Raw genomic sequence first — 20920 nt, forward strand, 5'->3', positions numbered from 1 at the left:
GCGCCCACCGTGCCCGCGCCGCCCGGGCGGCCGGGGAGTACGCGAGGTACCGGGCGGCCCTGCGCAGCGACCCTTCCTGCGAGGGATGGTACGACCGCGTGCAGCGGCGCGGTAACGTCCCGGCCGACTCGCGCCACCCCGGCATCGGACCCGTCCGACCCGTCGCGACGCTTCCTACAGCGGCTCGATCCGGGCTATCGCGCGCAGGGCGCGCGGCGCGAAGCGGGACAGGGCGCGGGAGCCGCGCGCCTCGGGGGTGACCGGAACGACCGCCTGGTTGCGGACCACCGCGCGCAGGATGGCGTCGGCGACCTTCTCCGGTGGGTAGTTGCGCAGGCCGTAGAGGCGCGCGGCCTTGGACTGGCGGCGCTGCTCCTCCTCGGCCGAGACCCCGGCGACGTGCGAGGCGCTGGTGATGTTGGTGTTCACCAGGCCGGGGCAGATGGCGCTGACGCCGATGCCCTGCCCGGCCAGCTCGGCGCGCAGGCACTCGCTGAGCATCAGCACCGCCGCCTTGGACGTGCTGTACGCGGACAGCGTCCTGGAGGGCTGGAACGCGGCGGCCGAGGCGGTGTTGACGATGTGGCCGCCCTGGCCGCGCTCGGCCATCTGCCTGCCGAATATCCGGCAGCCGTGGATGACACCCCAGAGGTTGACGTCCAGGACCTTCTTCCAGTCCTCGGAGGTGGTCTCCAGGAACGAGCCGGACAGGCCGATGCCCGCGTTGTTCACCAGGACGTCGACCGTGCCGTATTCGGCGGCGACCTTCTCGGCGAGCTTCTCCATCGCCGCCTCGTCGCTGACGTCCACCGCCTCCGACCAGGCGGCGCCGGCCCCGATCAGCCGCGCGAGGTCCGCCGTACGGGCCGCGCCCTCGGCGTCCCGGTCCACCGCGACCACCCGCGCGCCGGCCTCGGCGAACGCGAACGCCGTGGCCCGCCCGATGCCGCTCGCCGCGCCGGTCACCAGCACCAGACTGCCGCCGAACCGGTCCGCGTACCGCCCGCGCGGCGCTGCCTCCTTGGCCGGATCGCCCTCCTCCTTGGCGGTGACGAACTCCTCGATCCAGCCGGCCAGCTGGTCCGGGCGGGTCCGCGGCACCCAGTGCTTGGCGGGCAGCGTGCGGCGGGTGAGCTGCGGCACCCACTGCTCCAGCTCGTCGTACAGCCGCTCCGACAGGAAGGCGTCACCGGTCGGGGTGATGAGCTGGACCGGGCAGTGCGCGAACGCGTCCGGGCGCGGGCGGCGCAGCCGGGACCGGACGTTGTCCCGGTACAACCAGGCGCCGTGCGCGGCGTCGGTGGGCAGGGACGCGGTCGGGTAGTCCCCGGCCGGTACCTTCTCGACGCGCTCCAGGATCTTCGGCCAGCGCTTGCCCAGCGGGCCCTTCCAGGCCAGCTCGGGCAGCACCGGGGTGTGCAGCATGTAGACGTACCAGGACTTGGCGCCCTGGTTCAGCAGCTGGGCGGCGCGGCGCGGGGTGGGCCGGGCCATCCGCTTCTTGATCCAGTGCCCGAAGTGGTCCAGGGACGGGCCGGACATCGAGGTGAAGGACGCGATCCGGCCCTGGGTGCGCTCGACCGTCGCGAACTCCCAGGACTGCACCGAACCCCAGTCGTGCCCCACCAGGTGGACCGGCCGGTCCGGGCTGACGGCGTCGGCCACCGCCAGGAAGTCGTCGGTCAGCTTCTCCAGGGTGTACCCGCCGCGCAGCGGCTGCGGCGCCGTGGACCGGCCGCAGCCCCGGACGTCGTACAGCACCACATGGAAGCGCTCGGCCAGCAGCGGCGCGACCCGCGACCAGACCTCCTTGCTGTCCGGATAGCCGTGCACCAGCATCACCGTGGGCCGGGACGGATCGCCCAGCTCCGCCACGCACAGCTCCACGCCGCCCGTGCGGACCCGGCGCTCCCGCGCGCCCTCGAGTCCCGTGCTCACGATCGCTTCCCCGCTCTCACCACGTGCCCTGCTCACGCCGCCTTCTCCTCCTGCCAGCGCCGCACATGCGGCAGATCGTCGTCCAGCCAGAAGGCGCTCTCCTCGGGGTCCTGGGAGTCGGTGACGACCAGGATCTCCTCGAACTTCGCGCCGGTGCCCCGGAAACCGAGGTGCGGTTCGACCGCCCACAGCCCGGGCTGCGGCGGATGGTCGGAGAAGCGGTACGGGCTCCACAGCGGGGACCAGCCCTCGCGGTGACCGTGCAGCGCGTCGGACGCCAGGCCCTTGAGCGACTGGGTGCCGAAGCCGAACAGCGTGGGCGACCAGCGGCGTTCGCGTACGCGGTCGACCTTGTGGGCGATCACGCCGAAGGGGTAGGCGCGGTGCCTGTTCGCATACCCCTGGCGGACCATGAGGCGCTCGACGTCCTCGTATATCTCGCGCAGCGGCCGGCGCTCGCGCACCTCGCGCAGGATCAGCTCGCGGTGCGCCTCCAGGTCGGCCAGCAGCCGGTCGTGCAGCGGGCTCAGGCCCAGGCAGCCGGAGTATCCGATGTCCGCGGTGTAGCCGTTGTACACCGGGGCCATGTCGAGGATGAACGGCATGCCCGGCTCCAGCACCCGGTTCGTGGGGAAGAACTGCAGCGGGACGCGGAAGTTCGCGAAGGCCGTGCGGTCGCCGAACCAGGCGAAGGGCAGGTGGAACCAGTCCGTGACGCCCCGCTCGCGCAGCCAGTGGCGCTGCATGCGGGCCGCCTCGCGCTCGGTCACCCCCGGCTTGAGCTGCGCGGCCACCGCCTCGGCGCAGGCATACGCCAGCCGCTGGACCTCCCTGAACCCGCCGAGCTCAGCGGCCAGGCTGCTGCCCGCTGCTGTCGTCACCCTCGCTGCTGTGGTCATCGCCAACCGTTCCGTCGCGGTACGTGCGCGTAACTTGACACTGATGAATGTGACAATGGTCGGCGGCTGCGTCAAGAGCCTGTCGTCGGCTGTGGAAAACTTCCCGCTGAAGCCCTCAGACCCCCGTACGACCCCCTACGGGGCGCTACGCCTGGAGTCGGACGAACATCCAGCCGTCTGGGGTGACGTCTGATGTGGCGCCCACCACTAGCGTCGAACGCGTGACTGTGATCGCGACCGAAAGCCTCAGCAAGCGGTTCCCGCGGGTGACCGCACTGGACCGGCTCTCCGTTGACATCGCCCCCGGCGTGACCGGCCTGGTGGGTGCCAACGGCGCCGGAAAGTCCACCCTGATCAAGATCCTGCTGGGCCTGTCGCCCGCCAGCGAAGGCACCGCCGCGGTCCTCGGCCTGGACGTGGCCACCGAAGGCGGCGCCATCCGCGAGCGGGTCGGCTACATGCCCGAGCACGACTGCCTGCCGCCGGACGTCTCGGCGACCGAGTTCGTCGTCCACATGGCGCGGATGTCCGGACTGCCGCCGACCGCCGCCCGGGAGCGGACCGCCGACACCCTGCGCCACGTCGGCCTCTACGAAGAGCGCTACCGCCCCATCGGGGGCTACTCCACGGGCATGAAGCAGCGCGTCAAGCTGGCCCAGGCGCTCGTCCACGACCCCCAGCTGGTCTTCCTGGACGAGCCCACCAACGGCCTGGACCCGGCGGGGCGCGACGAGATGCTCGGCCTGATCCGCCGCGTCCACCGCGACTTCGGCATCTCCGTACTGGTCACCTCGCACCTCCTCGGGGAGCTGGAGCGCACCTGCGACCACGTCGTCGTCATCGACGGCGGCAAGCTGCTGCGCTCCTCGGCCACGGACGAGTTCACCCAGGCCACCACCTCGCTGGCCATCGAGGTCACCGACTCCGACGCGCACCCGGACGGGCTGCGCGCGCTGCGCGAGGCGCTGACCGCCGCCGGCGCGGTGGCCGCCCCCGCGGCCGGCCCCGGAGAAGGGCACCCGGCCGCGACCGGCCGCCTGCTGTACATCGAGGCCGCCGGCGAGGAGACGTACGACCTGGTACGGGACACCGTCGCGGAGCTCGGCCTCGGCCTGGTCCGCATGGAACAGCGCCGACACCGCATCGCGGAGGTCTTCCGCGACCGCGACCACGAGAGCGACCAGGTGAGCGGTCGCGAGAGCGGCCACGCCGCCGCCCCGGCCCGTACGGACGCCACCGCGCGCACCGCAGCCCCCGAAGCAGCCCCCGCAGGAGCCCCCGATGCCTGAGTCCACCACCGCGCCCACGGGCGGCCCGGGCCCCGCCGCCTCGATCCACAACATCGGGTACCGCCACTACGACGGCGCCCGGCTGGGCCGCGCGTACGCCCGCCGCTCGCTCTTCTCCCAGAGCCTGCGCGGCGCCTACGGGCTGGGCCGCTCGGCGCGCACGAAGGTGCTGCCGATGATCCTGCTGGCGGTGATGTGCGTACCGGCCGCGATCCTCGTGGCGGTCACGGTCTTCACCAAGGCGCACGCCCTGCCGCTGGACTACACCCGTTACGCGGTCTACCTGCAGGCGGTCATCGGCCTCTTCCTGGCCGCGCAGGCACCCCAGTCCGTCTCCCGCGACCTGCGCTTCAAGACCGTGCCGCTGTACTTCTCGCGGCCGATCGAACGCGGCGACTACGTGGCGGCCAAGTACGCCGCGATGAGCGGCGCGCTGTTCCTCCTCACCGCCGTGCCACTGCTGATCCTGTACGTGGGCGCGCTGCTGGCCAAACTCGACTTCGCCGAGCAGACGAAGGGGTTCGCCCAGGGCCTGGTGTCGGTTGCCCTGCTCTCGCTGCTCTTCGCTGCGATCGGGCTGGTCATCGCCGCGCTCACGCCGCGCCGCGGCTTCGGTGTCGCCGCCGTCATCGCCGTACTGACCATCCCGTACGCCGCTGTCAGCGCCATTGAGGGCATCGCCTTCGCCCAGGGGAACATCGATGTCATCGGCTGGCTGGGGCTGTTCTCGCCGATCACCCTCATCGACGGCGTGCAGAGCGCCTTCCTGGGCGCGACCTCCGCGGCCCCCAATGGGATCGGCCCGTCCACGGGCGCGGGGTTCGTGTACCTCCTCGTCGTGCTGGGCCTCATCGCCGGCTCGCTCGCCCTGCTGATGCGCCGCTACCGAAAGGCCGGACTGTGACCACGCTCCATATCGACCGCGTCTCACGCTGGTTCGGAAACGTCGTCGCCGTGAACGACATCACGATGACCATCGCCCCCGGCGTGACCGGCCTGCTCGGCCCCAACGGGGCGGGCAAGTCGACGCTGCTCAACATGATGGGCGGCTTCCTGGCGCCCTCGAGCGGCACCGTCACGCTCGACGACCGCACCGTCTGGCGCAACGAGTCCATCTACCGCGACATCGGCATCGTGCCGGAGCGCGAGGCGATGTACGACTTCCTCACGGGGCGCGACTTCGTGCTCGCCAACGCCGAACTGCACGGCCTGGGCCGCAAGGAGGCGGCCCGCGCGCTGGCCACCGTCGACATGGAGCACGCGCAGGACCGCCGCATCTCCACGTACAGCAAGGGCATGCGGCAGCGCGTGAAGATGGCGTCGGCGCTGGTGCACGAGCCGTCCGTGCTGCTGCTCGACGAGCCGTTCAACGGCATGGACCCGCGCCAGCGCATGCAGCTGATGGAGCTGCTGCGGCGGATGGGCGACGAGGGCCGCACCGTGCTGTTCTCCTCGCACATCCTCGAAGAGGTCGAGCAGCTGGCGTCCCACATCGAGGTCATCGTGGCCGGCCGGCACGCCGCCTCCGGTGACTTCCGCCGGATCCGCCGGCTGATGACGGACCGGCCGCACCGTTACCTCGTACGGTCCGACGACGACCGGGCGCTGGCCGCCGCGCTGATCGCCGACACCTCGACGTCCGGCATCGAGGTCGACCTCGAAGAGGGCGCGCTGCGTATCCAGGCCGTCGACTTCGGCCGCTTCACCACCCTGTTGCCGCGCGTCGCCCGCGACCACGGCATCCGGCTCCTCGCCGTCTCGCCTTCGGACGAGTCGCTGGAATCGGTCTTCTCCTATCTCGTAGCGGCCTGAAGCCGTACCGAAGCGGTCGCATACGACCTGAAAGGAGCCCTGACGCGATGTCATCGCTCGTCCACCCCACCGTCGCCCGGCTGACCTACCGGGCGCTGCTCGGCCGTCGCCGCGCCGCCATCCTCTTCGCGCTGCCCGTCCTGCTGCTCGTCATCGCCGTCGCCGTACGGGCGCTGACCGGCGCCGACGACACCACGGCCAACACCGTCCTGGGCAGCTTCGCGCTGGCCACGATGGTGCCGCTGATCGGCGTGATCGCCGGTACGGGCGCGATCGGCCCGGAGATCGACGACGGCTCGGTGGTGTACCTCCTGGCCAAGCCCGTACGGCGGTCGACGGTCATCGTCACCAAGCTGCTCGTCGCGATCGGCGTGAGCGTCGTCTTCTCCGCCGTGCCCGTACTGATCGCGGGCTTCGTACTGAACGGCAACAGCCAGCAGCTCGCGGTCGCCTACGCGCTCGCCGCGGCGGTGGCCTCCGTCGCCTACAGCGCCCTCTTCCTTTTCCTCGCCACGGTCACCAGGCACGCCGTCGTCATCGGGCTGGTCTACGCGCTGGTCTGGGAGGCGGTCTTCGGCAGCCTCGTCCCCGGGGCGCGCACCCTCAGCGTCCAGCAGTGGGCACTCGCGCTCGCCCAGAAGGCCGGTGCCGAGGGCGCGGTCACCTCGGACGTGGGCCTCGTGCCCGCCGTCGTGCTGCTCGTCGTGGTCACCGGCGCGGCGACCTGGTACGCGGCCCGCCGGCTCAAGTCGCTGACGCTGGCCGGGGAGGAGTAGGCACCAGTAGGAGCGGCGGAGCAAGCACCAGGAGGGGCGACGGCGTGGGCACCCGTAGGGCACCGGCTAGCCGCTCTTCTCTTGCCGCGCGTTGAACTCCCGGACGTTCTTGCGGTGTTCCTCGTAGTCGGCGGTGAAGCGGGTGTCGCCGGGCCGCACCGTGACGAAGTACAGCCAGTCGCCCTTCGGGGGCGAGATCGCGGCCCGCGTCGCGTCCTGCCCCGGATTGCCGATCGGCGTCGGCGGCAGCCCCTCGTGCCGGTAGGTGTTGTACGGGCTGTCCGTACGGGTGTCCGCGTGGCTGGTGCGCAGAGTGGACCGGCCCAGCCCGTAGTTGAGGGTCGAGTCCATCTGGAGCGGCATTCCCTTGGCGAGCCGGTTGCGGATGACCCGGGCGACCTTGCCCATGTCCTGCGGGGTGTCCGCCTCGGCCTGTACGACGGAGGCCACCACGACCGTCTCGTACGCGCTCAGGCCCCCGGGGCGCGCCGACGGCGGCAGGCCGTCCGCCGCGTACTTCTGGCGCGCGGTGTTCACCATGAAGGACAGCAGGCCTGCCGGGGTGGTGTCCTCGTCGACCGGATACGTCGCCGGATAGAGGTACCCCTCGGGGTTGCCCTTCGCCTCGGCCGGCAGGCGCAGCCGCTTCGCCGGGTTCCGGGCCGTGGCGGCCTTCCTGGCGGCCTTCTCGGTGGTCCCCGCGGCGACGTGGAGCGCCTTGTCGACGGCCGCGTACGCCTGGGAGGCCCGCCGGCCCTCCGGGAGGGTGAGCTTCTCCGCCCGCGCCGGCCGCTCGTCCCCGGGCAGGAGCACCAGGAGGAGGACGACGCCGACGACGAGGACGGCGCACCCGGTCAGGAGAAGCCGCGCCCTCCGAGTGAGGCGTGCGCGGCGCCGACCACCGGAGTGCTGCGTATCGTGCACATCGCTCATGAGGGCACGGTAGGCCAGACCGTAGGGTGACGTGGGTGACCCCGCCCATACCGCCGCTCCCGGTGCGCACCGTGCGGCACCTCGACACCACGGACGGCCAGAGCCTCCCCGCCCTCTTGTGGCGCCCGGGCCCGGGCCACCGGATGATCTCCAGCGCGGTGCTCGGCGGCGGCCTCGGCGACCGCTCCTGGGTACTCAACGCCCAGGTCGCGCACGGCTATACGCGCCGCGACCCACAGGCACACCTCGCGGAGATCGCCGCCGCTTCCGGGGCGACGGGGCCTGGCGTCGGCATGATGACGGCCGCGGACATCCTGCGCACCCGCTCGTCGGCGTACGACGGGGGCGCACAGGCGCTCGTCACGGCGGGAACAGGCGTGCACGGCTGGGCCGCGGCACTGGACGCCGCGGCACCGGACGCCGTGGCGCCGGACGCCGCGCCATCGGACGCCGCGGCATCCGCGTACCACCCCGGCACGATCAACATCCTCGTCACGCTGCCCGTGGCGCTCAGCGACGCCGCGTTGGTCAACTCCGTGATGACGGCGACCGAGGCGAAGGTCCAGGCCCTCCTCCACCACGGCCTGGACGCTTCGGGCACGCCCACGGACGCGGTGTGCGTCGCCGCGCGCGTACCGGCACCGGGGGAGCCCGCCGAGGACTTCGCCGGGCCGCGCTCCCTCTGGGGCGCCCGCCTGGCGCGCGCGGTGTACGGGGCGACGCTGCGCGCGCTGGAGCAGGAACGCGGCAATACGCACCAGGACGGGCGTACGGAAGCTCAGGCGCCGATGCGGCGGTCCCGCCCGGCACCGAGCCCCAGCAGTACCAGCGCGGCGCAGACCACGAGCAGCAGCGCGAGCGGCAGCGTCCAGCCGCCCGTCGCCTGGTGCACCGCGCCCAGCGCCAACGGGCCGACGGCGGCCAGCAGATAGCCCCACGTCTGCGCCATGCCGGACAGTCGTGCGGCGGTGTGCGGATCGCCGGCCCGCAGCACCATCATCGTCAGCGCGAGGCCCAGCGCCCCGCCCTGCCCGACGCCGAGCAGCGCGGCCCACACCCACGCCCCGGCCACCGGGGCGACGAGCAGACCCGTGCAGGCGAGCGCCATCAGCAGCGCGACGCACGCCGCCAGCAGCCGCTGCCGCCGCATCCGCCCGGCCAGTACCGGCACCACGAACGAACCGGCCATCTGCACCAGCGTGCTGAACGCGAAGACCAGCCCGGCCCGGGCCTTGTCCATCCCGTGGTCGGTGAGGACCGTCGGCAGCCAGGCGATCGCCACGTACGCGATCAGCGACTGCGACCCCATGAAGAGCGTCACCTGCCAGGCCAGCGGCGAGCGGCCGAGCTTCGGGCCGGTCCCGGCGGCGGGCTTCGGGGCCGCGGCGGCCTGCCCGTGCCGCGCACCGCGCCGCGCGATGACCACCTGCGGGATCCAGACGAGCGCGGCCACCGCGGCGAGCAGCCCCCAGGAGACCAGCGAGCCCTGCCAGCTGCCGAGCGCGTTCTCCAGGGGCACGGAGGTGGCCGCCGAAACGGTTGCGCCGAGGATCATCGCCGTCGAGTACAGCGCGGTCATGGGTGCGGCCCGGTCGGGGAAGTCCCGCTTGATCAGGCCGGGCATCAGCACGTTGAGCAGGGCTATGGACCCGCCGACCAGCGCACAGCCCGCGAACAGCGCCACCAGCGGCGGCGCGACCCGGACGACGATGCCGGCGCAGAGCAGTACCAGTGCGCTGAACAGGACGGTCTCGGTACCCCAGCGCCCGGCCAGCTTCGGCGCCACGTAGGAGCCGAGTCCCATGAAGACCAGCGGGATCACGGTCACCAGGCTGCCGGCGGTCGCGTTCAGCCCGAAGTGCTCGCCGATCTCGCCGAGCAGCGGCGATACGCCCGCGAGCGCGGCCCGCATATTGAGGGACGCGAGCACGATGCCGAGGAGCAGCAACGCGGGATGCGTACGCAGCCGGCGCCGGGCGGCGGCGAGCGGGGGTGCGGGGGCGAGGTCTTCTTCGGCGTCGATCAGAGGTACCTCGCTGCGCAACGTGGTGGCGTCGGTCGGCGGGGCATCGGGGCTGGGGGCGGGCATGGGTGGGTGAATCTCCTGTCGGTGGAAGGGCGGGATGCGCGTAGGGCTGCTCTGTGGCTCTGACCTGCGAAACATTCAACGTGAATGTTTCAACCGGGAGTTATCCACAGGTCGCATGCACTGTCCTCAGCCGTCGGCGAGCAGTGCCTCCACCGCACGCTTCGGCCGGTCCAGCAGCGTGCGGGCGGCCGCCTCCGCGGCGTCCGGGTCGCCCGAGGCGATCGCCTCCAGGACGGCGCGGTGATCGCCGTGCAGGATCTGCGGCATGTCCCGGTCGCCGAGCCCCGAGACGAGCGCCTCGCGCACGGAACTGCTGAACCATTCGTACGTGGCGCTCAGCGCGGCGTTGTGCGCGGCGGCGACGACGGCTCGGTGGAACGCGACGTCGTGGTCGGCGTACAACTCCAGGCTGTCGGCCACGGGTTGGCCCGCGGCGTCCTCCAGCTCCCGCTGTGCGTCCAGCGCGGCCTGCATCCGGTCCAGGTCCGCCGGCTCGTGCCGCAGGGCCGCGAGCCGGGCGGCCTCCGCCTCCAGCGCGATCCGTACTTCGAGGACGTCCCGTACGCCGGACCGCTGCACCCCGCGCATGACCGCGGCCGGGTCGGCGGCCGAGACAACGAAGGTGCCCTCGCCCTGGCGCGACCGCAGCATCCCGGCGTGCACGAGTACGCGTACGGCCTCGCGCACGGTGTTCCGCCCCACCTGCAGTTGCTCGGCGAGGGCGTGCTCCGTGGGAATGCGGTCGCCGACCTTCCACTCCCCGGCGCTCAGCTGCGCGCGGAGCGTGTCGACGACGATGTCCACGAGCGACTGCCGTCCTGCGGCCTGCAGGGTCATGCGTTGCCTCTCGTGGCCTGGTACCTCTGGGGCGATCGGTTGCCCGGTCATCCTACAAGTGGTCGCCGTGGACGGTGCACGAGATGTCTGGCGGACACCCCGTGCACCGGCGCAGCTACCCTGTGGATAACTGCTCCGTCTTTAAGCTTCAACTTGAAGCTTAAAGACCTTCGCAGGTCAGCGGCGTCGCCGTCGCAGCTCCGACTTCACGTCCCGCATGTCGTCGCGTAGATCGTGTACCTCTTCACCGAGGTTGTGCACACGCACGCTGAGTGCCGCGACGATGTGGTTGGTGGCGTCGAGACGCCGGTCCATGTGGTCCAGGCGGTGATCGACACGGTCCAGCCGGGCCGAGATTCTGCCGATCACGGGGCCCAGCTCCTGCAGCGCCCGACCGAGGTCGACGAAGCCGGACGAGCTGGTGGTGGATACCGTCGGCCGGGGCTGGGGCTCCCGAGATGCCGCCTCGACGTCCAGCAGGTACATCCGGACCCGGCGCGCGACGTCGCTGTCCCGCAGCAGCATCGCGATGTTCAGGACCGTACGGCGGCTGTACACAGAGAGTTGTGCACGGCCCTGTGGATAACTCTTGTTTGAAGTAGGCAAGTTGCCTACTTCAAACTCTTGCAGGTCAGAGCCTCGCAGCAGGCGCAAGCCGTTCTCCGACAGCTCCGGGCGATGACGCTTCACGACGCTGTGGATGATGCGCTCACCCACCCCGAAATACTCCGCCACCATCCGCGTAGTGACATGCAGCCCATCGGGCAGCATCACCAACGCCTTGACCTTGTCCAGGACTTCTATTCGTCCGACGACGCTGTCGCGCATCGTGCGCGACTCCAGCAGGACTGTTTCCGATGGCATGACAATGCCTTCTCTCGAACCGGAACGGTTGGGGTGTTGCCCGTGTCCAGGGCTCAGGAGCGAAGGCTGCTCACGGATGCCACGTACTCATTGACCGATTCTCAGGACCGGCCGGCCTCAACTTCACGCACTCTCGTCGTCACGTACTCACTGTGCCTTCGCGCAATGTGTACAACGACCGGACAAGCGTACGGTTACGCGGCGTAGTCGCGCCGCATCACAGGGCGACGAAGCGCTCCAGTACCGCCGCGATGCCGTCGTCCTCGTTCGAGGTGGTGATCTCGTCGGCGACGGCCTTCAGGTCGTCGTGCGCGTTGGCCATGGCCACGCCGTGTGCGGCCCAGGCGAACATCGGGATGTCGTTCGGCATGTCGCCGAAGGCGATGGTGTCGGCGGCCTTGGCGCCCAGCCTGCGGGCCGCGAGGGAGAGGCCGGTGGCCTTGCTCAGGCCGAGCGGCAGCAGTTCGACTATCCCGGGGCCCGCCATGGTCACGCCGACCAGGTCGCCGGCCACCTCGCGGGCGGTCGCCGCGAGCGCGTCGTCCGAGAGCTCGGGGTGCTGGATGTAGACCTTGTTGATCGGGTCCGCCCACAGGTCGGCCAGGTTGTCGATCATGACGTTCGGCAGCGGGCCCTCGTGGACCCGGTAGCCCGGCGCGACTACGACGGCGCCGTCCAGCCCGTCCCGGCTCGCCGCCAGGTACAGCGGGCCGACCTCCGCCTCGATCTTGGCGACCGCCAGCCCGGCCAGTTGGCGGTCCAGCGTCACCGACGTCAGCAGCCGGTTCTCGCCCGCGTGGTAGACCTGCGCCCCCTGCCCGCACACCGCGAGGCCCCGGTAGTCCAGGTCGGCCAGGATGTGCCGGGTCCAGGGCACCGCGCGGCCGGTGACGACGATGTGCGCCGCGCCCGCCGCGGTGACCGCGGCGAGCGCCTCGCGGGTGCGCGCCGAGACGGTGTCGTCGGGACGCAGCAGCGTGCCGTCGAGGTCCGTCGCGACGAGCTTGTACGGGAAGGAGGGGGCGGGCAGGGTCACTTGGCGACGGGCTCCAGGATCTCCCGGCCGCCCAGGTACGGACGCAGCATCTCGGGGACGCGCACCGAGCCGTCCGCGAGCTGGTGGTTCTCGAAGATCGCCACGATCGTGCGCGGTACGGCGCAGAGCGTGCCGTTCAGCGTGGCCAGCGGCTGCACCTTCTGCTTGCCGTCGACGGTGTCGCGCATCCGGACGGACAGCCGGCGCGCCTGGAACTCGTCGCAGTTCGACGCCGAGGTCAGCTCGCGGTACTTGCCCTGGGTCGGGATCCACGCCTCGCAGTCGAACTTGCGGGAGGCGGAGGAGCCCAGGTCACCCGTGGCGACGTCGATCACCTGGAAGGGCAGCTCCAGGCCGGTCAGCCACTGCTTCTCCCAGTCCAGGAGCCGCTTGTGCTCGTTCTCCGCGTCGTCCGGCGCGACGTACGAGAACATCTCGACCTTGTCGAACTGGTGCACCCGGAAGATGCCGCGGGTGTCCTTGCCGTACGTGCCGGCCTCGCGGCGGAAGCACGGCGAGAAGCCGGCGTAGCGCAGCGGCAGCTTGGCCGCGTCGACGATCTCGTCCATGTGGTACGCGGCGAGCGGGACCTCGGAGGTGCCGACCAGGTAGTAGTCGTCCTTCTCCAGGTGGTACACGTTCTCCGCGGCCTGGCCGAGGAAGCCGGTGCCCTCCATGGCGCGCGGGCGGACCAGCGCCGGGGTCAGCATCGGTACGAAGCCGGCCTCGGTGGCCTGCGCGATGGCGGCGTTGACCAGCGCGAGCTCCAGCAGCGCGCCGACGCCCGTCAGGTAGTAGAAGCGCGAGCCGGACACCTTGGCGCCGCGCTCGACGTCGATCGCGCCGAGCAGTTCGCCGATCTCCAGGTGGTCCTTGGGCTCGAAGCCCTCGGCGCCGAAGTCGCGGATCGTGCCGTGCGTCTCCAGGACCGTGAAGTCCTCCTCGCCGCCGACGGGGACGTCGGGGTGGACGAGGTTGCCCAGCTTCAGGAGCAGCGCCTGGGTCTCTTCCTTGGCCTCGTCCTGGGCGGCGTCGGCGGCCTTGACGGCGGCGGAGAGCTCGCCGGCCTTCTTCAGCAGCTCGGCCTTCTCGTCGCCGGTGGCCTTGGGGATGAGCTTGCCGAGCGACTTCTGCTCGGCACGCAGCTCGTCGAAGCGGACGCTGGAGGTCCTGCGCCGCTCGTCGGCGGAGAGGAGTGCGTCGACGAGCTCGACGTCCTCTCCACGGGCGCGCTGGGACGCGCGCACACGGTCGGGGTCCTCACGGAGCAGGCGAAGGTCAATCACCCCACCAGGCTACCGGGGCCGGACCGGGGCGCTCGACGCGATATTCCGCTGCGGGGCAATTTGTCCGCTTTAGAGTTGTTTATGTGGTGTTCTGGGAAGGCGGGGAATTGCGGGAAAGAATTCCTGCGGAGTGCCGCTCGTGAGTGCTGTTCGTTGCTGTCGGAAGAGTGGCGCAGAGGTGTTCCGGGGGTGTTCCGGCAGTGTTCCAGGGGTGTCCGCGACGCGTCGGGCAGGTGTCCCGGAGCGGTGACCGACCCTGCGTGAGCGGGGAGTTGGCGGACTGTGCACAGGTACTTGTCCACAGCTACGGGCGGCTCCCAAAAGTTATCCACAGGCTGTGCGTTGTCGCTGTGGAAGTAGGAAAGCGTGGCCCCGTTTCCTGAATCCCGGGCGAAGAAATCCTTGCTGAAACCCCGTTCGGGTACTCTTTCGTGTGGGATTTCCTCGCCCTAAAGGATTGTTCCTGGGAATTATGCTGACGGGCCCCGCAGTGGGCGGCTGTGAGTGCCTGTGGACGGGTGTGGGGTCGGTAGGGCGATTTGTCGACTGTGCGACGCCCCGGAATCGACTTGTCCCCAGGTCGAGAACGGGGCCTGTGGATAACTCTGTGGACAGGGTTGTGGGAAACCTGTGGACCACTGCGACGGGCCGGGTCAGGCCCGCCCGTCCAGGCACCGGGTCAGCCAGTCGGACGCCTCCAGGAAGGCGTCGTCGGCGGTCTCCGGACGGACCTCGGGGACGACCTCGTCCGCGCGCGGGTACGAGCCGAGGAAGCGCACGTCCCGGCAGATCCGCTTCAGCCCCATCAGCACCTCGCCCACCCGGCGGTCGGTGATGTGCCCCTCGCAGTCCACGGAGAAGCAGTACTGACCGATGCCGTCGCCGGTCGGCCGGGACTCGATCCGCATCATGCTGACGCCCCGGCCGGCGAACTCCTGGAGCAGCTCCAGCAGCGCACCGGGGTGGTTCTCGCGCAGCCACAGCACGACCGAGGTCTTGTCGGCGCCCGTACGGGCCGCCGGCCGCGCGGGCCTGCCCGCCAGGACGAACCGGGTCGCCGCGTTCTGCGCGTCGTGGATGTCGGTGACCAGCGGCTCCAGGCCGTACGTGGCGGCCGCGAACTCGCCGGCGAACGCCGCGTCGTACCGGCCCTCCTGCACCAGCCGCGCGCCGTCCGCGTTGGACGCCGCCGACTCCCACGCCGCCTCCGGCAGATGCGTGCCGAGCCACTTGCGCACCTGCGCCTGGGCCGCGGGGTGGCCGGTCACCGTCTTCACGTCCGAGAGCTTCGTACCGGGCCGGGCCAGCAGCGCGAAGGCGATCGGCAGCAGCACCTCGCGGTAGATCATCAGGTGCTCGCCGGCGGCCAGTTCGTCGAGGGTGGTGGTGATGCCGCCCTCGACGGAGTTCTCGATCGGCACCAGCGCGCCGGCCGCCTCGCCCGCGCGGACGGCGTCCAGCGCGGTGGGCACGGACACCATCGGCACCAGCTCGCGCGTCGCCGCCTCGGGCAGTGTGCGCAGGGCGGCCTCCGTGAAGGTGCCCGCGGGTCCGAGGTACGTGTAGCGGCTGGCCGACATCCGGTCACTCCTTCTCCGGGCTTCGCTGCTGTCCCGGGGGCTGGGGAACCTTTACCGTACTCGCCCGCGCGAGGCCGCCCGCCCGCACCGATGCGCCGCCCGCCACCCACAGCGACCGATCGAGCTCTCACCCCTCCAGCAGCGCCTGCCCCGCGTACCCCGACGGCTCCAGCGCCGGTACCGCGTACAGCCCGCTCGCCTCGTGCCGGAGGAACGGCGAGAGCGCGTCCCCCCTGTCCAGCTTCCGCTGGATCTGGGTGAAGGCGCGCAGCGGGTCGGCCTGCCAGCAGATGAAGAGCAGCCCGGCGTCCGGGGCGCCGTCGTCGCGGAAGCCGTCGTGGTACGAGAACGGGCGGCGCAGCAGCGCGGCCCCCTGGTTGGACTCGGGCGCGGCGATGCGGGCGTGCGCGTCGGCCGGGATGACGGGGAGGCCGTCGGGCCCGGTCCTGGTCAGATTCATCGGGGTGTGCTCGTCGCCGCCGGTCAGCGGCGCGCCGTCGGACTTGCGGCGGCCGATGACCTTCTCCTGCTCGGCCCGGGACTTCTTCTCCCAGTCGTCCAGCAGCATCCGGATGCGGCGCACGACCACGTACGAACCGCCGCGCATCCACTGCTGGTCCGTGTCGCGCCCCACGAAGATCCGCTCGTCGAAGTCCTGGTCCGACGGCTTGGGGTTGTTCGTGCCGTCGACCTGGCCCATGAGGTTGCGCGTGGTCATCGGGTGCGCCGTGGCGCCGGGGCTGCGGTTGAAGCCGTTCATCTGCCAGCGCAGCCGCACGGTGTCGCCGGCCTCCTTCTGGAGCGTACGCAGCGCGTGGAAGGCGACCAGTGCGTCGTTGGCGCCGATCTGGACCCACAGGTCGCCGTTGCTGCGCTTCGGGTCGATCGCGTCGGCCGAGAAGTGCGGCAGCGGGTCGAGCTGGAGCGGGCGGCGGGCGCTCAGCCCGGTACGGCCGAAGAAGCTGTGGCCGAAGCCGAAGGTGACGCTGAGGGAGGCGGGGCCCGCGTCCAGCGCCACGCCGGTGTCGTCGGCGGGCACCTTCCCGGCCATCAGCTGCTCGGCCAGCGCCGACCAGCGGCGCATCAGGGCGGCCGCGGCCTTGCGCCCGGCGCCGGGCGCGAGGTCGAAGGCGACGAGGTGGCCACTGGCCTGCACCGGGGTGGTGATGCCGGCCTGGGGCGTACGGCGGTCGGTGCGGAAGGCGACCTCGGTGGCGCCGAGCGTACTGAGCGCGGGCGCGTCGTCCTGGGCCGCGGAGACGCCGAACGCGCCGCCCGCGCCGCCGACGACGAGCCCGGCCGCGCCGGCCGCCCCGACGGTGCCGAGGAGCCGGCGGCGGGAGAGCGCGACGTTCGGCTCGGCCTCGGCGTCCTTGAGTTCCTTGGTGGTGTTCTCGGTCATCGGCTGATCTTCACGTTCCTGGTCTCGGTCACCTGATCGATGTCGGAGGTGCGGACTACAAGGGAGAGCTGCCAGGTGCCGGCCGCCGGCAGCTGGACACCCTCTGCGGTCCAGTGTCCGGTGCCGGTGCGCTTCAGTGCGGCAGGGAGCGGGCCGAGGTCCTTGGCCTTGGAGGTGAAGGACACCCGTACCTCGGGGACGTCCCGCGCGGCGCCGTCCGGACCGGAGATCCGCAGGTGCAGATCGTTGGGCTGGCCGCTGCGCGCCGGGTCGAGGTCGAGCCGCGCGGTGCCCTTGCCCTTCGGGCCCAGCGTGTCGAACGGGATGGTCACGGAGACGGGCCGGGCGGCCTCGGCGAACTGGCCCGAGTCCTGCACCGCCTGCTCCGTACGGGCCGGTTCCGTGGTGGTCAGGACGGTGGTCACGGCCAGCAGGACGACGGCGACACAGCTCTCGGCGAGGACGGAGCGGCGCAGCCCGTACCGCACCGGATCGGCGTCCCGGACACGCTTGCGCCGCGCGTCGGCGACGGCGGCCCGCTGCCGGGCGAGCTGCGCGGCGCGCTCGGGGGAGCGCGCCGCGTCGGCCGTTCCCTCCGTGGCCGCGTCGGCCGTTCCCTCGGTGGCCGTGTCGGCCGTCTCCTCGACGGCCGCCGACGCCACCGGTACGGGTTCGGGCTCGGGCGCGCCCTCCTGGGCGTTCCCCTGGGCGTCCCCCTGGGCCGGGAGCGCGGCAGCGGCCGGCTCGCCCAGCCGCCCCGTCCACCGCCGCGACACCCACGCGATCCCGACGAGCACGGCGACCAGGCCGACCTTGAGCAGCAGCAACTGCCCGTACGAGGTGTCGGTGAGGGCACGCCAGGACCCGACCTGCCGCCAGGACTGATAGACGCCGGTGGCGACCAGGACGAGTACGGACCCGAAGGCGAGGCGGGAGAAGCGGCGGACGGCCGCACCGTCGACGGCGGCCGGGTCGCGGTAGAGGGAGACCAGCAGGGCGGCCAGGCCGCCGAGCCAGCCGGCCACGGCCAGCAGATGCACGACGTCGACGGGCATCGCGACGGCCGTCTGCAGGCCGGTGGAGGCGTGTTCGGCCATCGCCCAGGTCGCGGCGAGCCCCGCCGCGACGACCGTGCCGCCGACCCCGAGCCCGAAGGCGAGGTCCTTGCGGCGCTTGTCGTCGCCCTCCTCGCCGGCCCGGGCGTACGCGCCGAAGAGCACGGCCATGAAGAGGGCGGCAGCGGCGAGCAGCAGCAGCCGGGAGACCAGCGCCGCGCCGGGCTTGGTTCCCAGTACCGCCTTGAGGCCGCCGAGGTCGAAGGCGTCGGTGAGGTCGCCGGACCCGGTGTACGGGGTGCGCAGCAGGAGCAGCACGATCGTGGCGGCGGTGAGCGTCGCCCAGCCGAGGACGACCAGCCGCTGCACGGGGCGGCTGCGCGCCGCCTCGGGCCGGCAGGCCAGTACGAAGCACGCACCGCCCACGAGCAGCGCGAACGCCGCGTACGCCAGGTACCGCACGATGCCGTACAGCGCGCCGACCAGCCCGCCGCCGGCCTCCTGCTGGGGCAGCACGGCGGCGGACTTGGAGGGCGCGCCGACGGAGAAGGTGAACGCGCCGGAGACCGGGTGGCTGTCGGCGGAGACGGCCTGCCAGGCGACGGTGTAGGTGCCGTCGGGGAGGCCGGGCGGCAGCCCCGTGCCGTACTTGACGGTGGAGCCGCTGCACAGGTCGAGCAGCTTGCCGCGGTCGACGCGCTTGCCCTTGGGGTCCAGTACGCGGATGGAGTCGTCGCCCATCGCGACGCCTTCGGAGAAGGAGAGCGTGACCTGCGTGGGCGCCTGCTGCACCACCGCTCCCTGCGCCGGGGAGCTGCCGGTCAGCGCGGCGTGCGCGGAGGCCGGCGCGGCGCCGCCCAGGAGCACGCCGAGCAGCGCGGCGGCGAGGACCAGCAGGCGCAGGACGGCGGTCCGGGCCGGGGGCGCGGCGCGGCGGCCGCGGTACGGCACGGCGGGCCGGCCGGCGCGGGGAACGGTGAGCGGCATGGCGGTTCTCCCCCTACTGGTGCCCGGCGTGCTGCGGGTCGTAGTTGGTGGCCTTGACGGGCAGTACGGCCTTGATCGGCTTCGCCTTGCCGAAGTGCAGCTCGACGGAGACCTTGTCGCCGTTCTCGGGCTTCTTCTTCAGTGCCATGAACATCAGGTGGTTGCCGCCGCGGGAGAGCTTCAGCTCGCCGTGCGCGGGGATGGCCAGGGAGTCGACCTGCTCCATCTTGGCGCCTGCGGTGCGGTGCAGGGTCACTTCGTCGGACAGGTCGCTGGTGACGGAGGTCAGCTTGTCGGCGGTGTCCCCGGAGTTCTTGATGACGAGGAAGCCGCCGGCCATGTCGTTCATGACGGGCTGCGGCATGTACGCGCCGGAGACCTTCAGCCGGGGCGCGCTGTCCCCGCCGCATCCGGCGAGGGCGAGGCCGGCGGTGGCGACGAGCGCGGCGGCGAGTGCGGTACGGCGGTTCACGGGTTCTGCCCCTTGATGATCTTGGGAAGGGCGTGCGCGTAGTCCTCGGCGCCCGCGTCCTTCATGCCCAGCCAGTGGATCCTGTCGTCCTTCGGGGACGCCAGCAGGACCTGCAGCCCGTGGTCGACGAGAATGTCGCCGTTCTTCTTCTTTTCCGGCTTGGAGATGCCGACGTTGACGGACGAGGCGGCGCCCTGGATGGTGGCGAAGTCGCCGGTCAGGCCGACGATGTCGGCACCGAAGCCGTTCAGCCAGGACTTCAGCCGCTCCGGGGTGTCCCGCTTCGGGTCGGTCGTGACGAAGACGATCCGCAGCTTCTTCTGCTCCGCCTCGGGCAGCTGCTTGCGCGCCACGTCGATGTTGCCCATGACGGCCGGGCAGGCGTCGGGGCAGTGGGTGTAGCCGAAGTAGATCAGCGTCGGCCGCCCCTTGGTCTCCTTGATCAGGTCGTACTTCTTGCCGTCGGTGTCCGTGAGGACGAGGTCCGGCTTCTCCATCGCGTCGTCGAGCGTGACGATCGGCTTCGACTGGGCGCCGGAGACGCTGGCGGCGGGGGCGCCTTCGTCACCGCCGCTGTCGCTGCCGCAGGCCGTGAGGGTGAGGGCCGCGACCGCCACGAGGGCGGCGGCGGCGAGCTTGGGTGTTCTGCGCATTGCTCAGTGATATCCCGTATGTCCGTGGTGGGTGCCGACCGGGGCGCACCGCCCGGGGTGCTCCGGGCTCGCCGGGGCGTACCCGGGCTCGCCGGTGCGGGCGGTGCGCCGTGCGTCAGGTGGTGCGGCGCCGGCCGTTCAGGTACGGCCGGTTCAGGTGGTGCGGCCGGTCAGGTGCTGCGGCCGGTTCAGGCGGTGCGGCGGCGGCCGGCGAAGATGCCGAAGCCGACACCGATGACGCCGACCACGATGCCGATCACGCCCAGCACGCGGGCGGTGTTGTCGGTGCCGCCGGCGGCGGCGGTCGTGCTGCTCTTCCCGGCGTCCGCGCCGTTCTTGGCGTCCTTGCCGTCCTTGGCGCCCGCGGTGTCCGTACCGCCACCCTGCTCGGCGGCGCCCGCGTCGACGAGCTTCAGGACCGGCGCGGGGTTCTCGGGCTCCGGCGCGCCCTCCTTCGCGGGCTCGATCCAGCGCACGACCTCCTTGTCGTCGTACGTCTGCAGCGCCTTGAAGACGAGCTGGTCGGCGTCCTCGGGGAGGGCGCCGACGGAGACCGGGAACTGCTGGAACTGGCCGGGCTCGATCTTGCCGCCGGTCCAGGTGATCTTGGTGACGGCCTCCGTGAGCTTCTCGCCGTGCGTCTCGATCGGCTTGTCGAGCTTGGTCTTGGTGACCTTCACGTCCCAGCCGGGCACCGGCTGCGGCATCGCGGACGCCAGCGGGTGGTCGGCGGGCAGGTCGACCTCCAGCTTCACGGTCGAGGCGTCGTCCTTCTCATTGGGGACCTTGAAGTTCACGGTCGCGTAGTCGCCCTTGGCGGCCTGTCCCGGCTGGATGGTGACGTGCGCGAACGCGGGGCCGGCGACCAGCAGGACAGCGCCCGCGGCGGCACCGCCCACGAGGGGGAGGCGGTGCAGCACGGTACGTCGGCGGGAGGGCGCGGCAGGCGCGTTGTCGGGCACGGTGGTGTTCGACATGGTGAGGGAGCTCCTCAAGGCAGGAGGTACAAGGG

General features: G+C 71.7%; 18 protein-coding genes and 1 pseudogene. 5 read left to right on the top strand and 14 right to left on the bottom strand.

The features are described from left to right. Positions 1 to 174: 174 nt before the first annotated feature. Positions 175 to 1938: an SDR family oxidoreductase gene (locus tag ACZ4MH_RS04200; RefSeq protein WP_467754029.1), complete on the bottom strand. Its 1764-nt coding sequence runs from the start codon at positions 1936 to 1938 to the stop codon at positions 175 to 177. A gap of 32 nt (positions 1939 to 1970) precedes the next feature. Beyond that, positions 1971 to 2837 carry a M24 family metallopeptidase gene (locus tag ACZ4MH_RS04205; RefSeq protein WP_351594648.1) on the bottom strand — a complete coding sequence of 289 codons (867 nt, stop codon included), beginning with the start codon at positions 2835 to 2837 and terminating at the stop codon, positions 1971 to 1973. 221 nt (positions 2838 to 3058) lie between these two features. Between ACZ4MH_RS04205 and ACZ4MH_RS04210 the strand changes: the two genes are divergently transcribed. Genes ACZ4MH_RS04210 through ACZ4MH_RS04225 form a run of 4 tightly spaced genes read left to right on the top strand, consistent with a single transcriptional unit; the run spans position 3059 to position 6714 of the window. Continuing rightward, positions 3059 to 4126: an ABC transporter ATP-binding protein gene (locus ACZ4MH_RS04210; RefSeq protein WP_351594645.1), complete on the top strand. Its 1068-nt coding sequence runs from the start codon at positions 3059 to 3061 to the stop codon at positions 4124 to 4126. After that, positions 4119 to 5030, top strand: coding sequence for an ABC transporter permease (locus ACZ4MH_RS04215; RefSeq protein ID WP_351594642.1), 912 nt, complete (start codon positions 4119 to 4121; stop codon positions 5028 to 5030). Before ACZ4MH_RS04210 ends, ACZ4MH_RS04215 begins: the two co-directional genes overlap by 8 nt. Beyond that, positions 5027 to 5938, top strand: a complete 912-nt coding sequence (locus ACZ4MH_RS04220; RefSeq protein ID WP_351594640.1) for an ABC transporter ATP-binding protein — start codon at positions 5027 to 5029, stop codon at positions 5936 to 5938. The genes ACZ4MH_RS04215 and ACZ4MH_RS04220 overlap by 4 nt, the downstream gene beginning before the upstream one ends. Before the next feature lie 47 nt (positions 5939 to 5985). Further along, the gene (locus ACZ4MH_RS04225; protein ID WP_351594637.1) at positions 5986 to 6714 is read left to right on the top strand and encodes an ABC transporter permease; all 729 of its coding nucleotides are present in this window, start codon (positions 5986 to 5988) and stop codon (positions 6712 to 6714) included. Between the two features lie 66 nt (positions 6715 to 6780). On the opposite strand, the gene mltG is transcribed toward ACZ4MH_RS04225, so the two are convergent. Then, positions 6781 to 7647, bottom strand: coding sequence for an endolytic transglycosylase MltG (mltG, locus tag ACZ4MH_RS04230; RefSeq protein WP_351594634.1), 867 nt, complete (start codon positions 7645 to 7647; stop codon positions 6781 to 6783). 35 nt (positions 7648 to 7682) lie between these two features. Here mltG and ACZ4MH_RS04235 point away from each other — a divergent pair. Continuing rightward, positions 7683 to 8381, top strand: a pseudogene (locus tag ACZ4MH_RS04235) (adenosylcobinamide amidohydrolase); the annotation flags it as partial. Positions 8382 to 8425: 44 nt separating this feature from the next. Here the strand turns inward: ACZ4MH_RS04235 and ACZ4MH_RS04240 are convergent. The 11 genes from ACZ4MH_RS04240 to ACZ4MH_RS04290 form a co-directional block, all read right to left on the bottom strand. Continuing rightward, complete coding sequence (locus ACZ4MH_RS04240; RefSeq protein ID WP_351594632.1) at positions 8426 to 9736, bottom strand: CynX/NimT family MFS transporter; 1311 nt, start codon at positions 9734 to 9736, stop codon at positions 8426 to 8428. A gap of 126 nt (positions 9737 to 9862) precedes the next feature. Then, the gene (locus ACZ4MH_RS04245) at positions 9863 to 10573 is read right to left on the bottom strand and encodes a FadR/GntR family transcriptional regulator (RefSeq protein WP_351594629.1); all 711 of its coding nucleotides are present in this window, start codon (positions 10571 to 10573) and stop codon (positions 9863 to 9865) included. Positions 10574 to 10750: 177 nt separating this feature from the next. Next, positions 10751 to 11437 carry a hypothetical protein gene (locus ACZ4MH_RS04250; RefSeq protein ID WP_351594626.1) on the bottom strand — a complete coding sequence of 229 codons (687 nt, stop codon included), beginning with the start codon at positions 11435 to 11437 and terminating at the stop codon, positions 10751 to 10753. Positions 11438 to 11654: 217 nt separating this feature from the next. Then, positions 11655 to 12473, bottom strand: a complete 819-nt coding sequence (locus tag ACZ4MH_RS04255) for an HAD family hydrolase (protein WP_351594624.1) — start codon at positions 12471 to 12473, stop codon at positions 11655 to 11657. Next, positions 12470 to 13759, bottom strand: a complete 1290-nt coding sequence (gene serS / locus ACZ4MH_RS04260; RefSeq protein ID WP_351594622.1) for a serine--tRNA ligase — start codon at positions 13757 to 13759, stop codon at positions 12470 to 12472. The genes ACZ4MH_RS04255 and serS overlap by 4 nt, the downstream gene beginning before the upstream one ends. A 653-nt stretch (positions 13760 to 14412) precedes the next feature. Beyond that, the gene (gene pheA / locus ACZ4MH_RS04265) at positions 14413 to 15339 is read right to left on the bottom strand and encodes a prephenate dehydratase (RefSeq protein WP_351594619.1); all 927 of its coding nucleotides are present in this window, start codon (positions 15337 to 15339) and stop codon (positions 14413 to 14415) included. A 127-nt stretch (positions 15340 to 15466) separates the two neighbouring features. Next, entirely contained in the window at positions 15467 to 16741 is a 1275-nt protein-coding gene (gene efeB, locus ACZ4MH_RS04270) for an iron uptake transporter deferrochelatase/peroxidase subunit (protein ID WP_351594616.1), read from the bottom strand. After that, positions 16738 to 18783 (bottom strand): copper resistance CopC/CopD family protein, encoded by a 2046-nt coding sequence (locus ACZ4MH_RS04275; RefSeq protein ID WP_351594613.1) that lies wholly within the window; start codon positions 18781 to 18783, stop codon positions 16738 to 16740. The genes efeB and ACZ4MH_RS04275 overlap by 4 nt, the downstream gene beginning before the upstream one ends. A gap of 13 nt (positions 18784 to 18796) precedes the next feature. Next, the gene (locus ACZ4MH_RS04280) at positions 18797 to 19255 is read right to left on the bottom strand and encodes a copper chaperone PCu(A)C (RefSeq protein WP_351594610.1); all 459 of its coding nucleotides are present in this window, start codon (positions 19253 to 19255) and stop codon (positions 18797 to 18799) included. After that, a complete protein-coding gene (locus tag ACZ4MH_RS04285; RefSeq protein ID WP_351594607.1) occupies positions 19252 to 19908 on the bottom strand; it encodes an SCO family protein in 657 nt (218 codons plus the stop codon). The genes ACZ4MH_RS04280 and ACZ4MH_RS04285 overlap by 4 nt, the downstream gene beginning before the upstream one ends. A gap of 188 nt (positions 19909 to 20096) precedes the next feature. Beyond that, complete coding sequence (locus ACZ4MH_RS04290) at positions 20097 to 20885, bottom strand: YcnI family copper-binding membrane protein (protein WP_351594604.1); 789 nt, start codon at positions 20883 to 20885, stop codon at positions 20097 to 20099. Positions 20886 to 20920 lie beyond the last annotated feature (35 nt).

This window comes from Streptomyces sp. NPDC026301 (assembly GCF_055567935.1).

Excerpts from the sequence above, each read along its gene's own strand:
- ACZ4MH_RS04290 (WP_351594604.1), bottom strand. The coding sequence starts at position 20,885 with ATGTCGAACACCACCGTGCCCGACAACGCGCCTGCCGCGCCCTCCCGC.
- ACZ4MH_RS04250 (WP_351594626.1), bottom strand. The coding sequence starts at position 11,437 with ATGCCATCGGAAACAGTCCTGCTGGAGTCGCGCACGATGCGCGACAGC.
- ACZ4MH_RS04240 (WP_351594632.1), bottom strand. The coding sequence starts at position 9,736 with ATGCCCGCCCCCAGCCCCGATGCCCCGCCGACCGACGCCACCACGTTG.
- ACZ4MH_RS04225 (WP_351594637.1), top strand. The coding sequence starts at position 5,986 with ATGTCATCGCTCGTCCACCCCACCGTCGCCCGGCTGACCTACCGGGCG.
- ACZ4MH_RS04275 (WP_351594613.1), bottom strand. The coding sequence starts at position 18,783 with ATGCCGCTCACCGTTCCCCGCGCCGGCCGGCCCGCCGTGCCGTACCGC.
- mltG (WP_351594634.1), bottom strand. The coding sequence starts at position 7,647 with ATGAGCGATGTGCACGATACGCAGCACTCCGGTGGTCGGCGCCGCGCA.
- ACZ4MH_RS04245 (WP_351594629.1), bottom strand. The coding sequence starts at position 10,573 with ATGACCCTGCAGGCCGCAGGACGGCAGTCGCTCGTGGACATCGTCGTC.
- ACZ4MH_RS04215 (WP_351594642.1), top strand. The coding sequence starts at position 4,119 with ATGCCTGAGTCCACCACCGCGCCCACGGGCGGCCCGGGCCCCGCCGCC.
- ACZ4MH_RS04205 (WP_351594648.1), bottom strand. The coding sequence starts at position 2,837 with ATGACCACAGCAGCGAGGGTGACGACAGCAGCGGGCAGCAGCCTGGCC.
- ACZ4MH_RS04285 (WP_351594607.1), bottom strand. The coding sequence starts at position 19,908 with ATGCGCAGAACACCCAAGCTCGCCGCCGCCGCCCTCGTGGCGGTCGCG.
- pheA (WP_351594619.1), bottom strand. The coding sequence starts at position 15,339 with ATGTCGGCCAGCCGCTACACGTACCTCGGACCCGCGGGCACCTTCACG.
- efeB (WP_351594616.1), bottom strand. The coding sequence starts at position 16,741 with ATGACCGAGAACACCACCAAGGAACTCAAGGACGCCGAGGCCGAGCCG.